The organism is Paenibacillus sp. J5C2022, assembly GCF_025567625.1.
GTDB lineage: Bacteria > Bacillota > Bacilli > Paenibacillales > Paenibacillaceae > Pristimantibacillus.
Window position 1 is genome coordinate 1 of the sequence record NZ_JAOQJC010000051.1, and the last position, 12,940, is coordinate 12,940.

Consider the following 12,940-nt stretch of genomic DNA (forward strand, 5'->3'; position numbering starts at 1 on the left):
AATTACTACGCTGCCAGTGGTCATTATATATCTTGTTGCGCAGAAGCAGTTCGTGCAAGGAATTGCATCTACAGGCATGAAGGGATAGGACGAGGAGAGAACCGCCAAGTGATACATTTGGTGTTCGGGCTGCCAAGCTTGTGAAAGTTCGTACAGCTGATATGAACAGGAGAGGAATAGTGGAATTTCGATGAAACCAGTTACAATTGCATTGATTGGCGCGGGTCTCAGAGGAATTAGATACGGTGAATACGCTAACAAGCAACCGCATGAGATGAAGATCGTGTCTGTTGCAGAACCGGATGATTTCAAACGCAATCGTGCAAAAGAAGCCTTCGGCTTTCCGGGGGAGAAGTGTTTCAAAAGCTGGGATGAGCTGTTCGCTGCCGGCAAGCAATCAGATGCTGTGATTATTTGTACACGGGATCAGGATCATTATATTCCGGCTATGAAGGCGTTGGAAGCCGGATATCATGTGATGCTGGAGAAGCCGATGTCGCCAAGCTGGAAAGAATGTATTGAGCTGGAGAGGATGGCGGAAAAGCATAATCGTATTCTAACGATTTGTCATGTGCTGCGTTACGCCCCTTTCTTCCGGACCCTCAAGCAATTACTGGATGAAGGGCGAATCGGTCGTTTGATGTCCATTCAGCACAATGAGAATGTTGGCTACTGGCATCAGGCGCATAGCTTTGTGCGAGGGTATTTCAATCGTGCAGAGAGATCCAGTCCGATGATTTTGGCTAAATCCTGTCATGATATGGATATTATTCAATGGTTCGCGGGCGGCAGATGTCTGAGTGTAGCGTCGTATGGGCATTTGTCATATTTCAACAAGGAGAATGCGCCTGAGGGAGCGCCCGAATACTGTATCGACGGTTGCCCGGTTGCCGATTCTTGCGTATATTACGCGCCAGATACGTATTTGATCGACAATGGCGGGTGGAAAGCGGAAGCAGCAAGTACAGATCCCAGCTTTGAAGCTCGCTATAAGGCGATGAAAGAGGGCCCGTTCGGTCGTTGTGTGTTCCAAAGCGATAATGATGTGGTTGACCATCAAGTAGTGGCCATGGATTTTGATAATGAGGTTACAGTCGCGTTTACAATGAGCGCCTTTACGGAGAAGACTAGCCGTACGCTCAAGCTAATGGGAACGACTGGTGAGATTCGTGCGACGATGGAGACGAATGAAATTGAAGTTCGTCCTTTCGGTGCAGGGAGAACCGAACTGATAAAGCTTGAAGAAGCTGCAGGGCATGTCGGTCATGGAGGCGGTGATGGACGTCTTGTGCAGGACTTTGCACGAACTGTTCACGCCTTGGAATCGGGACAGGGAGCGAGTGTGAGCCAAACATCGGCCAAAGAATCGGTGCAGAGTCACCTTATGGCATTTGCTGCTGAACGTTCCAGAGTAGAAAAAAGAATGGTAAAACTAGAAGAGTTTTATTAGGCGGGCAAGCGTAATCAAAACTCATATATTTGAGTGAGCGGACCTACAAGTGAATTTTCGTAAGGAAAATAAGTACATATAAGGTGTGGTTCGATGTTATGAAGGGGGGGATTATTTCTTAAATATAGTGATTGCTGGTGTAGTGATCGTTTTGAAATAACCGCCTTGAAATAGCTCCTGCCCGGCAGAACATTCTACCGGGCAGGAACTTCTTGATGTTCCACTTAGTAAGGATGATGTCCCATATAAGGAGGTTGCTCCGGATAAGCGGCTTTCGGTATGAACAGCGTTGCGATAAAGTAGACGAGTACGGTTGTTCCGAAACTGAACAAGGCGGAGATGGCGACGATCAGCCGTACAATTGTAGCGTCTATATTGAAGTATTCCGCGATGCCTCCGCACAGTCCAGTAATTTTGCTGTCGGTTTTTGATCGAAATAGTTTTCTCATCGTTTAGTCGTCCTTTCGTGCAGCTCTTTGATAAACCTATTGTAACAAGCTGCAGGGTGATCAAGGAACAGACGAAGGTCGGTTGCGGAGACTGGCCTTTGGTCGGGGGGAGCTGCGACGGAGGGCGGGGCTGCGATGAGGGGAGGGGCATCCGCCAATATTGCCGCTCCGGCCCCCGAGAAGCTGCCTATCGCTCATTTTGCTCACATAGCCATCAGAAAAGTGCCTCAAAGTACCCGCTATCGCTCAAAATGCTCACATAGCTCCGCCAATATTGCCACTCCGGCTTCTAAGAAGCTGTCTATCGCTCATTTTGCTCACATAGCCATCGGAAAAGTGCCTCAAAGTACCCGTTATCGCTCAAAATGCTCACATAGCCCCGCCAATATTGCCACTCCGGCCCCAACTGACAATGTATCCGAAGAGTAGAGCAGTTAATTTAGTGCGAAATAGAGTGAGCGGAACGATTGGCGGTTCACAATCTATGAAAATCGCGCTATTGCCCAATCGTATAACGCGAGCGGAGCGTGGCGACCATGGCCTCCACTTCCGCGGGCTCGGGCAGTTGCAGCTCGGGTGGATAGTCGGTACTGTAGTACGCCGGCCGAGAAGGAAGCAGCGTCCGCTGCACAGCCTGGGCGAATAAATGCGGACCGTGCGGTACGAGCCCCGCGAGCTCCTCCAGACTGGCGGTGCTGTCCGCCGCGACGATCGGGTGTCCCAGCGTGTCGTCGCCTCCGGACGCGATATCGTAGAACTGGCGCACGAATGCGGCTCGGGCGCTGCCTGAGCCTTCCGCTACGACGAATGCCTGCACGATGGTCGCATGCGTCTGCCGGCGCTGCGCAATGCCGCAAAATTTGAAGCCGTCTATACTCAGATCGAACTCGCCCGGGCAATAGGCTCCGGCAATCTCCCCTTTATCCACTTGCCGGCCTGTACCCTTAAGCGCCTCACGGATAAGGGCGAACATTCCCTCGAAGTCGTGATGGAAGTGATAGTCCAGCACATTGGTCTTGGGCTTGATCAACGAGATATTGACGACGCCGGCATCCAGCGGCACGGCCGCACCTCCGGAATTGCGCACAGCGGTCGCCCAGCCGCTAGACTCCAGCCATTGCCTAGCCTCCAGAACATGGGGCATGCGGCTGTCGCGCAGCCCCATAATGAATGCGCCCGGATGCCGCCATATATGACAGACGGCTGGCCCTCCTTTCCCTGCACTGCGGCACAATAGCTCGTCCAGCGCGAATGCGTACAACGGGTCGGTATGGGTGAAGTCGTTCATCCGGTTAAGCAATACGAAATTTTTACCGTTCATTAACATCATTCTTATTCCTCTCCATGCCGTTCCCGTCCTTCAGTCATTGATCTTTCTAGGCTATCATGAAGCCTGCGTACTTACAAATTAACTTATTAGCGGCAACACATATCATATGAGGGACCGCAGCAGCGGCAACATACAAGCCACCAGGAACAAGGTACGGATGCACGGAAGGAGTATGATCATAACGTTGAAGTTGACGTAGGTCATTTAGCATCGTCATAAATGACCTATCTTAATTCAATATGAAATAAGAAGCTTGTCAAACTAGTCCGCATAATTGTCCAAGTCCCCTCATAGATATGTATCAGCCAGTGAATAACAATTGAAGCAGAGGGGATGATGACATGCGTCGCATGACATGGACCGCGGCAATGATTTTAGTAGTAGCATTAATGCTGTCTGCTTGCGGTACGAAGGACGCCGAGTCCGTGGTGAAGGATCTGGACAAATTTGTGAACAGCATGGAGAGCTATCAGGGAAGCGGGACGATGACGCTGCATAACGGGCAGCAGCCGCAATCATACGAGGTGGATGTATCGTTCCAGCAGCCGCACTATTACCGCATTAAGCTGACGAACAAGGAGAAGGATATTACCCAGATTGTGCTCAAAAACGATGACGGCGTATTCGTACTGACTCCCAAGCTGAACAAAGTGTTCCGCTTCCAAAGCGAATGGCCGCAAAATCAGGGGCAAGTCTACCTGTATCAAACTTTGGCGCAAAGCATTATTACGGACAGCTCCCGCCAATTCGCTTCGAATGACGATGCCTATGTGTTCGATGTGATGGCCAATTACAACAGCGGTTCGCTGGCTCGCCAGAAAATATGGCTGAACAAGGCGGATCTGAGCCCGCTTCAAGTGGAAGTGAGCGATACGAACGCAAGAGTGCAGGTGGATGTGAAGTTCGACACGTTCAAATTCGACCAGCGATTCGACGAAGGCTACTTCAATACGGATGCGAATCTGAGAAGCGAGAGCGCTGCCGAACAATCCGATGAGCCGACTGCGGCTAGGCCTGAGGATGAGGAGCAAGATGGCATTACGGCGCCCGGCGACGAAGGCGTCGGCACGACGAATAACGAGGAAAGCCCTGTAGACGGCAACTCCGAGACGAATACGAACGAGACGGACCAGGACGAAGATGCGGACACGGACGCCAATTCCAGCGAAGAGGAAGATGCTGACGCATCCGTCGGAACGGAATCGGAGCCATTCACAGTGATGGGGCCGTCATATACACCGGAGGGGGTAGCGGTGCTGGACGAGACGGATATTGTATTCAGCGGGCAGCCGGGTCAGATGACGCGTTACGATGGCATCTACAGCTACACGCTCATCCAGACGCAAGCTCAGGAGCAAGCGGCATCGTTCATGCAGGGAACAATTGTCGATCTGGGCTTTACGCTTGGTGAGCTGACAGGCGGAGACGGACTGCAGACGCTAACCTGGACGTATCATGGCAGCCAGTTCCGAATAACAAGCGACAATCTGCCTCAGGTTGAGATGGAGAACGTTGCGAAATCGGTTCAGGCGGAGATGGGCAAGTAGATGTTTCCTCACCTTCCAATACTATCCGGATAATTGGGAATAGCTCTTCATTGACAGTCCCTGCAGCAGCGTATAACATGATAAAGATAACGAATTGCTGCTCGGACTGCTAATGGTTTAATGTACAGAAGAAGGTGAAAGTGTTGGAATCGTTTTATCGCCCGACATGGGCTGAAATTTCACTCGATGCTTTGAGACATAATTTGCAAGCCGTTCGTCAGGCATTGCCGGAAGGGTGCAAGCTGATGGCCTCCGTGAAGGCCAATGCTTACGGACATGGACTAGTGGAAATTGCGGGGGCGGCTGAGCGCTTCGGCGTAGACTATCTTGGCGTCGCCTTTCTTGACGAGGCGCTGAAGCTGCGCGAAGCCGGCATTCAGTCGCCTATTCTCGTGCTTGGATTCGTACCGGCGGAAGGGCTGGAGACGGCCAGAGAGCATGACATCACGATTAGCCTGTTCCGTGAGGATATCCGGCAAGCTGCGGAGATGCTGGCGCCCGCCGGCAAGAAGCTGAAGGCGCATATTAAGCTGGATTCCGGCATGGGCCGGCTTGGCGTACTGGGCTATCGGGAGGCGATGGCCTTCATCGAGCGGTCGCTTGAGACGCCGACCCTTCATGTGGAGGGGATGTTCACGCATTATGCCAAGGCGGACGAACAGGACAAGACCTACACGAAGCAGCAATACGAGCGATTCCGCGAAGTGGCGGAAGAGGTGAAGCGTCGCGGCTGGCCGCTCTCGATCATGCATGCGGCGAACAGCGCCGCCGGCATCGACACGCCGGAGTGGGCAGGCGGCATGGTGCGGCTCGGCATCAGCATGTACGGGCTATATCCGTCGGCGGAAGTCAACAAGCAGCGCATCGCGCTTCAGCCGGTGCTGTCCTTGAAGTCGCGGCTTGTTCATGTGAAGCAGGCGCCTCCCGGCTGGGGCATCAGCTATGGCACCCGCTACGTCACAAGCGGCGAGGAATGGATCGGCACGCTTCCCATCGGTTATGCAGACGGCTTCAGCCGCATGCTGACTGGCAAGGCGAATGTGCTGCTGCGAGGGAGGCGTGTTCCCGTATTGGGCACGATCTGTATGGACCAGTGCATGATAGCTCTGGATGACGTGAATCGCGAAGACGCGCCCGTCATGACGGGCGAGGAAGCTGTCCTAATAGGCCGGCAAGGGGACGAGACCATCTCTGTCGAGGAACTGGCGGAGCATCTGGATACGATAAATTATGAAGTAACCTGCATGATCGCGGAACGCGTGCCGCGCGTATATACGGAAGGCGGCAGCACGGTTGCTGTACGCAATGCTCTGGCGTGACGGAGAAGCGGCATCAGGAATAATTTTCAAGCCGAAAAATTGTAGAATAATAAAGGAATTCCGTGCTTCATCACGAATGATTGGAGTAGGGAAAGTATGCGTGCCGGCCATCATCAAGGAATGATAGCATAATTGATATACGGCCAACATAGATATGAGGAAGTATAGAGAAGGCATATTTACGTCATAATGAATAATAGGTGTTGGAAAAGTTTTGGAGGTGCGAGTTCGGTGGCCAATGTGCATAACACGAAAAGGATCATGATTAGCTTGCCCGATCAGCTGCTGGAAGAGGTCGACGGTATTGTGGCCAAGGAAAATTCCAATCGCAGCGAGTTTATTCGACAAGCCATGAAGCTGTATTTGGTGGAACGCAAAAAACGTCAAATTCGTGAATCGATGCAGCGCGGGTACATGGAGATGGCAAAAATCAACCTGAACATGGCCTCGGAAGCTTTTCAAGCGGAGGAAGAAGCGGACCATACATTAGGCCGTCTCGTAAGCGGGGTGTAGAGCTTGATCGTAAAACGCGGAGATGTGTTTTTCGCCGACCTGTCACCGGTCGTAGGCTCTGAGCAAGGCGGTGTCAGGCCTGTACTTGTCATTCAGAACGATATTGGCAACCGATTCAGCCCGACCGTCATTGTGGCTGCCATCACAGCGCAAATCCAGAAGGCTAAGCTGCCTACCCATGTGGAAATGGAGGCGGAGTCGCACGGTTTCGATCGCGATTCCGTTGTGCTATTGGAACAGATTCGCACCATCGATAAGCAGCGTCTGACAGATAAGATTACCCATCTGGATGACGAGACGATGCGCAAAGTAGACGATGCCTTGTTAATCAGTGTCGGTTTAATTGATTTCTAAACCAAGCCATGCAATAAGCGTCAAGAAAGAAGTCGCAAGGGCGGCTGTTTTCTTGACGCTTATTTGTGATGCGCTTTCAAAAAAAGTTCATATATAAATGGCTCGATCGTGCCATCCCCGATCCGCCGCTCGTCGGTATACTTTCACTGTAACCCAAAGAAGACTTAGACGAGACGGAGGATGTCGATGGAATCCAAGATAACAAAATCAGCAAGAAGCGGGACGGCAAAAACAAAAGGGAGCATAGGGTGGCGGCAAGCGCTTTATCGCTCGGTGTGGCGGTGGCATTTTTATGCCGGTGTCATCTTCGCGCCGTTCCTCATCATATTGGCCTTCAGCGGGGGCGTCTATTTGTTCAAGCCGCAAATTGAAGACCAGTTGTACAAGGATATGCTTACTGTCCGGGAGGTTGGAGAGTCGCCTATGACGATTGATGAGATTGCGGCCAAATCCGAGCGGGCTTACCCCGGAACGAAGGTCGCTTCAATAACGGTACCCGAAAATACGAGCTCCAGCTACATGCTGTTGGTGTCTCGCGACGGAATGGGGACGACGATGTATGTGGACCCGTATACAGGCCACGCGCTAGGCATGCTGGACAGCGACAAGACGTTCTCCACATTCTTTAAAAAGCTGCACAGCCAGCTGGTCGTGGGAGGGACGTTCGCGAATCGGCTTGTCGAGCTGGCAGCATGCTGGGCGGTCATCTTGCTGTTGACCGGGCTGTATTTGTGGTGGCCCCGCACTAAAGCGCAAATATGGGGTACCGTGCTCCCGCGCTTGAGCAAGCCGGGAAGCCGCCAATTCTGGCGCGATCTGCATGCAGTTCCGGCGTTCTGGCTGTCCATTGTCCTGCTCCTGATCATTATGGGAGGCCTTCCCTGGTCCGGAGTGATGGGGGAGCAGATCGACCGGTTCGCCAACGCGACGAATACGAACGCCCCTCCGTATGCCTACAGCTTCGGTGAGAAGCCGGAGTCGGTTACAGTGGCGAAGGACATCGCCGAGGATCTCCCGTGGGCGGTGGAGAGCTTGCCGGTGCCTACCTCCGCGGCGGGAGGATTCCTTCCACTGCAATTGAGCGATGCGGCGGCAATAGCCGAGCGTGAAGGCGTCGAGAAGCCGTATACGATTACACAACCGCGAGGGGATAAGGGTGTGTTCACCGTGTCGACCGCCCATGAGAAGCCGGGACGGAATGCGACCCTTCATCTGGATCAATACAGCGGGGCTGTATTGACGGATGTCCGCTTCTCTGACTACGGCATAATGGCAAAGCTGATCTCCTACGGCATCGCATTCCACGAAGGAAGGATATTCGGCCTGACGAATCAGTTGCTTGGACTTGCGGCTTGTCTTGGATTGATGCTGACTGCAGCAAGCTCCTACATCATGTGGCGCAAGCGCAAGCCGACGGGGAAGCTTGGTGCTCCTGCAGGTACGGACAACCGCACGGTCAAGCTTGTATTGCTGCTTATCATGCTGCTGGGCGGTATCGTAATGCCGCTTGTTGGCGTATCCATTCTGACCGTGATCGTGATCGACATGCTTGTTATTCGAAGAATAAAGCCATTGCGGCATTGGTTCTCGGTGTGAGGAGGGGATGGTTATGAGAAGATTAGGAGAATGCCGCTGCACATCTCGCTGGATCTGGCTTCTAGGGGCAGTTGCGGCGGTGGTAATGCTGGGCGGCTGTACGGCGAAGGTGGCACCCGCCGATGAGAATGGCTTGCCGCCGCACTTCTCGGTCGAGCTTGTGCTTCCGCAGCAGATTGTGGCCGGAGAGCAAGGGCGGTATAGCGTTGAAGTCAGCAAGGACGGCAAGCCCGTGGAAGGCGTGGATGAGGCCGAATTTGTATTCTGGCTGGAAGGGGACAGGGAGAAGGCTGTGGCCGTTCGGGCAGAGGAGACGGCTCCGGGCGTCTATAGGGCGCTTCATACAATCGAACAGGACGGATTATATGTGGTGCAATCCAGAGTGGAGATGAAGGACGGCTTGCTCGTGCCTGCGAAGCATCTGGCAGTGGGAGCGGAGGCGGTGAACTCACTGGCCCATCTGCAGGAGGCTATGCAGCTTGGTTCGGAAGCTGCACAGGAGGAGGGCGGTGGCGGCCATCACGATCATTGAGGCGGATGTTATTGCTTTCCGCTTCTATGACCGTGAATTAGCCCGGTAAGCCGGTTCCATATTAATAATGCAGCGTGAAGCGGTAGGTGCCCGACAGAAGCACGATGCTTAGCCCGGTCTCGGACTGTGAGCAGGACACAGTCCCGTCCGGCAATGTGACAGCGGCGGAATTGTCCCATAGCGGAACGTTCCCTTCGACGATTCGTTGCGGCACGCATCCGTCCGGCAGATCTCCGAGCAGCAGAGTGGCGTTCATCGCGCATGGCAATGTCAGCAGGATGGTGAATGCATTGTCTTCATGACGCTCCCATCTGAGCGCAATGTCGCCTCTTGGAGTGCCCGTCTTCGCTTCGGCGAAGGAAAGCCCTTCTGCGAAGTATGGCTGCAAGACGGCGGATGCGAATCCCGCGGAGCCGCTTCTTATACCGCATACGTATTCCTGCAGCATGCGGGACGGATAGCTGTTCCAGGCGTGGCAGTGGGATTCGATATCGTCCCAACCTTCCCACATCGTCGTCGCTCCCTGTGCAATCATGTACCCCCAGCCAGGGTATTCCGTCTTGGTCATGAGGCGGTACGCTTGCTCCCGCAATCCATTGTCGAACAGGACGCGCAGCAGCGGCAGGGAGAGGACGGTTTTGCTTTCCCACGGACGGCCAGCTGCGTAAGCGAGTACGGCCGCTTCATCCTCGGGCGGGAGGATGCCTGCGTGCAGAGCGAGCGCATTAACGCCTTGATGGGCCTGCGCGGAGCTCGAGCTGTCGCGCAGCCGCTTCGTGTCGGCGTTGTACAAGTGCGCCAGTATGCCGTCCCGCAATTGTTTCGCCTGCTCGGCATAAGCCGCGCTCTCCGCTTCATGCCCCAGTATGCGGGCCGTATCCGCTGTAATTATAAGCGCTTGCCAGGCTTTCAACTGCTGTACGGTCAAGTAATCGCCTTCGTGCTCCACAGTAGGATAAGGCCAGTCGCTAATATGCCATCCTTTGCTGACGGGGATAAGGCCCGTCTCCGGAGAACGGGTGGACATATAGGCGTCAAGCATCTTCTTCAGCGGCCTGTAATAGCGCTCCAGCAGGCCGCTGTCGCCGCTGAATTGATAGAGCTTCCACAGCAGCGTGGCGAAGTGCAGATCCCACTCCGGTATTTGCAGATAGAAGTCGGGATGCTCGTAATTGGACGGATAGACGAATGGGAAGGTACCATCCTTCAACTGACCGTCGGCGAAGTCGCACAGTGTCTTGTCCATCATATGATAGGCGTCGAAGTTGTACAGCAGCGTCTCCGCCTGCAAGTCCGTATCCGTCAAGTATTGCGCTTGTTCCCGGTGAGGGCAATCGACGACTTGTCCCACGATATTGTTGCGCTGGGTCTGGATGCAAGCTTCATAGAGCTTGTTCAGATGGGCGGACGAGCTTGCGAAGCTGCCCGTCGCCGCAAGTCCGGTATGAACGGAGCATATGCTCAGCTCCCCGTCCCGCAGCGGGCGAGGATAGCCCGTCACTTCAACATACCGGAAAGCCTTGTAGCTAAGATTGGGCGCCCATACTTCCGTACCGCCCCGTCCATGCATCCTGTAGCGATCGAAGTAATGGGCTGAAGTCTCGTTGCATACCCGATGCTGCACCCTGCCATTGTCGTCCAGATCTTCCGCATAGCGGAGCGTAACCGTCGTTCCGGCTATGCCGGGCAGTACGATCTCGGGCCAGCCGGAGATGATTTTGCCCGTATCGAATACTTGAACAAGCCCTTCATCCGCCGTATGAATCGCTTCTCCCGCCGGCGTCGGTATAATCCTTTCATGCTCCTGTCCTTCCGGCAGCTGCTGCCAGCGCAGCTTCCAATGCTGCAGGCTTTCATCGGCCAGAATGGCGGGTGCGCACAAGTTCTCCGGGAACTCAGGAAGCAGCCAGTTCTTCGCCAGCCGGGATGCGTCGTAATCCTCGATGGCCGACAATCTCCGGTTCTGCTGATAAGGCGTTCCCACCGTGTGGGGCACGCTGCTGCTGCGGAGCGTCAGCCAGTCGGTGTCCGTACGGACGATCTCCTCACGCCCATCCTCGCTAGAGAGATGAAGCTCCAGCAGCAATCCGGGCTTACCGTTCACATAGTTCTGCCCGCTGCCTCCCAGGTAGTGGGCGATGACACCGATGCAATTGTCACCGCTGCGCAGCGATTCGCTCACATCGTAAGCCAGATAATGCTTGCGTCGGGGGATGCTTGTGGGCGCAGGAGAGCCGTATCCGCCGATCCGCTCACCGTTCACATACAATTGGAACACATGATGAGCGGATATATAGAGCTTGGCACGCGTCACGGGACGCTCCATCCGGAAGAGGCGGCGGAAGTAGGTGAAGTCGTTGCTGGTAGCTTCGCTCTCTCGCCATATCCACTTGGCCTGCCAATCATCCTCCGATAAGCCGCTCTCCCACCAGTCCGGCGTCATCTCCGCATATCGCTCCTCTTCGTTCCAGACACAGGCTTGCCAATAATACCTGCTGTTGCCCGCAAGCGGCGGACCTTCATAGCGCATGTGAAGCTGGGCGCCGTCTCTTCTGCCGCTGTCCCACAGCAGCCTTCCCTCCTGCAGCGAGCGGAGAGAGTCTGCCACCTTCACGCGGCAAGCCGCGGGGGTCTCCCCTCTGCGTTCGCTTGTCAGCTGCCAAGTGAAGCGGGGGGCGGGAGTATCTATAGCGAGCGGATTAGTCAGTCCGTTCACAAGCGGATTGATTATGTTGAACATATAAGCTCATCCTCCTTTTGGTCTCAGTATAGTGGGGAGAGGGGAGCGGCAGAAGGGGGGGATATGGTATATTTATAGGTGGATCGCATCATCGTAGGATGGGGGCGGATGGGAATGGATGGTTATCCCCGATTGCTGGAAGGGCGGATATTTTGGCGCAGTGAGCTTCAGCTTGTCGTGACCAGGGAGCATGAATGGTTTGCGTTGCCGCTTCATGCGCACGATTTTGTGGAAATCAACTACGTCGCGGAGGGGAACGGACATCATTATATCGGGGATCGTCGGCTGGACGTTCGGCAAGGTGATATTTTCATGCTGCCTGTTGGCGCGAGCCACGTATACCGGCCGAATTCCATGGAAGCGAAGGACGACCTTGTCGTCTACAACTTTCTGATCGGGAAGGATACGCTGAAGGACTATCTGCGCCTGTATCCGCTTCCTTGCGACTTGACGGAAGCGCTGGGACTCACGAAGACGCAATACCGGAAGTATGTGGACCGTTCAGGCGATGTACGCAAGCTTATGATGAATTCCCACCGGGAGTACGCGCTCGGGAGGCCGGGTGTGGAAGGGATGATGCTGGCTTATCTAACGCAATTGCTGCTGGTGCTGTACCGTATTGAGATGGCGGAGGGAGAAGGAAGGGGGCGTGCGAGCGCGGACGTCTCGAAGGTGATGCAGTATGTGGAAGCCCGATATGCGGAGCGAATTACGCTGGCAGAAGCCGCCTCCCTCATCCCCGTCAGTGTCAGCCATCTGCAGCGGTTGTTCAAGGCGGAGACGGGTCAGAGCTTTACGGAATATGTGCAGAACCGGCGAATTGAGCGAAGCCGCGAGCTGCTGGAGAGGAGCCGCCTTCCGGTGGCGGAGGTCGCCAGGCTTGTCGGCTATCAGGACACGAAGTTTTTTCATGGGCTGTTCAAGAAGAAGACGGGGCAGACGCCACTTCAGTATCGCAAGGGGAATTAATTTGTCATTTTTTATCGGAAAAGGGATGGACAGAATTCATTGGCATTTGTTATGATAAGTCCAACTACATCGAACATAACGTGTGACATGTGATGCGAAGAACGCAAACAGGTCTGCTATAGGCAGCCGTTTGCGTTCTTT

The 12,940-nt window shown here is 54.3% G+C and carries 11 protein-coding genes; 8 read left to right on the plus strand and 3 right to left on the minus strand.

Annotated features, from left to right (window positions below; all coding sequences use genetic code 11):
- The first annotated feature begins 190 nt into the window (after nucleotides 1–190).
- A complete protein-coding gene (locus M6D81_RS27585; RefSeq protein ID WP_262680418.1) occupies nucleotides 191–1,450 on the plus strand; it encodes a Gfo/Idh/MocA family protein in 1,260 nt (419 codons plus the stop codon).
- A gap of 224 nt (nucleotides 1,451–1,674) precedes the next feature.
- On the opposite strand, the gene M6D81_RS27590 is transcribed toward M6D81_RS27585, so the two are convergent.
- Together M6D81_RS27590 and M6D81_RS27595 are read right to left on the minus strand one after the other, a co-directional pair.
- Nucleotides 1,675–1,899 (minus strand): PspC domain-containing protein, encoded by a 225-nt coding sequence (locus M6D81_RS27590; protein WP_262680420.1) that lies wholly within the window; start codon nucleotides 1,897–1,899, stop codon nucleotides 1,675–1,677.
- Nucleotides 1,900–2,395: 496 nt separating this feature from the next.
- Entirely contained in the window at nucleotides 2,396–3,229 is an 834-nt protein-coding gene (locus M6D81_RS27595; RefSeq protein ID WP_262680422.1) for a lipoate--protein ligase family protein, read from the minus strand.
- Nucleotides 3,230–3,570: 341 nt separating this feature from the next.
- On the opposite strand from M6D81_RS27595, the gene M6D81_RS27600 reads away from it, so the two are divergent.
- The 6 genes from M6D81_RS27600 to M6D81_RS27625 all read left to right on the plus strand — a co-directional run bounded on the left by M6D81_RS27600 (nucleotide 3,571) and on the right by M6D81_RS27625 (nucleotide 9,090).
- Entirely contained in the window at nucleotides 3,571–4,776 is a 1,206-nt protein-coding gene (locus M6D81_RS27600) for a DUF4367 domain-containing protein (protein WP_262680424.1), read from the plus strand.
- Nucleotides 4,777–4,919: 143 nt separating this feature from the next.
- Nucleotides 4,920–6,095: an alanine racemase gene (gene alr / locus M6D81_RS27605; protein ID WP_262680510.1), complete on the plus strand. Its 1,176-nt coding sequence runs from the start codon at nucleotides 4,920–4,922 to the stop codon at nucleotides 6,093–6,095.
- Between the two features lie 231 nt (nucleotides 6,096–6,326).
- Complete coding sequence (locus M6D81_RS27610) at nucleotides 6,327–6,608, plus strand: CopG family ribbon-helix-helix protein (protein ID WP_116048851.1); 282 nt, start codon at nucleotides 6,327–6,329, stop codon at nucleotides 6,606–6,608.
- A gap of 3 nt (nucleotides 6,609–6,611) precedes the next feature.
- On the plus strand, nucleotides 6,612–6,962 hold the full coding sequence (locus tag M6D81_RS27615; RefSeq protein WP_262680428.1) for a type II toxin-antitoxin system PemK/MazF family toxin: 351 nt from the start codon (nucleotides 6,612–6,614) through the stop codon (nucleotides 6,960–6,962).
- A gap of 186 nt (nucleotides 6,963–7,148) precedes the next feature.
- A complete protein-coding gene (locus M6D81_RS27620; protein WP_262680429.1) occupies nucleotides 7,149–8,558 on the plus strand; it encodes a PepSY-associated TM helix domain-containing protein in 1,410 nt (469 codons plus the stop codon).
- A 13-nt stretch (nucleotides 8,559–8,571) separates the two neighbouring features.
- Nucleotides 8,572–9,090, plus strand: coding sequence for a FixH family protein (locus M6D81_RS27625; protein WP_262680431.1), 519 nt, complete (start codon nucleotides 8,572–8,574; stop codon nucleotides 9,088–9,090).
- 61 nt (nucleotides 9,091–9,151) lie between these two features.
- Here the strand turns inward: M6D81_RS27625 and M6D81_RS27630 are convergent, their stop codons facing one another.
- The gene (locus M6D81_RS27630; RefSeq protein ID WP_262680433.1) at nucleotides 9,152–11,830 is read right to left on the minus strand and encodes an alpha-L-rhamnosidase; all 2,679 of its coding nucleotides are present in this window, start codon (nucleotides 11,828–11,830) and stop codon (nucleotides 9,152–9,154) included.
- A 108-nt stretch (nucleotides 11,831–11,938) separates the two neighbouring features.
- On the opposite strand from M6D81_RS27630, the gene M6D81_RS27635 reads away from it, so the two are divergent.
- Nucleotides 11,939–12,799 carry an AraC family transcriptional regulator gene (locus tag M6D81_RS27635; RefSeq protein ID WP_262680435.1) on the plus strand — a complete coding sequence of 287 codons (861 nt, stop codon included), beginning with the start codon at nucleotides 11,939–11,941 and terminating at the stop codon, nucleotides 12,797–12,799.
- Nucleotides 12,800–12,940: the final 141 nt, after the last annotated feature.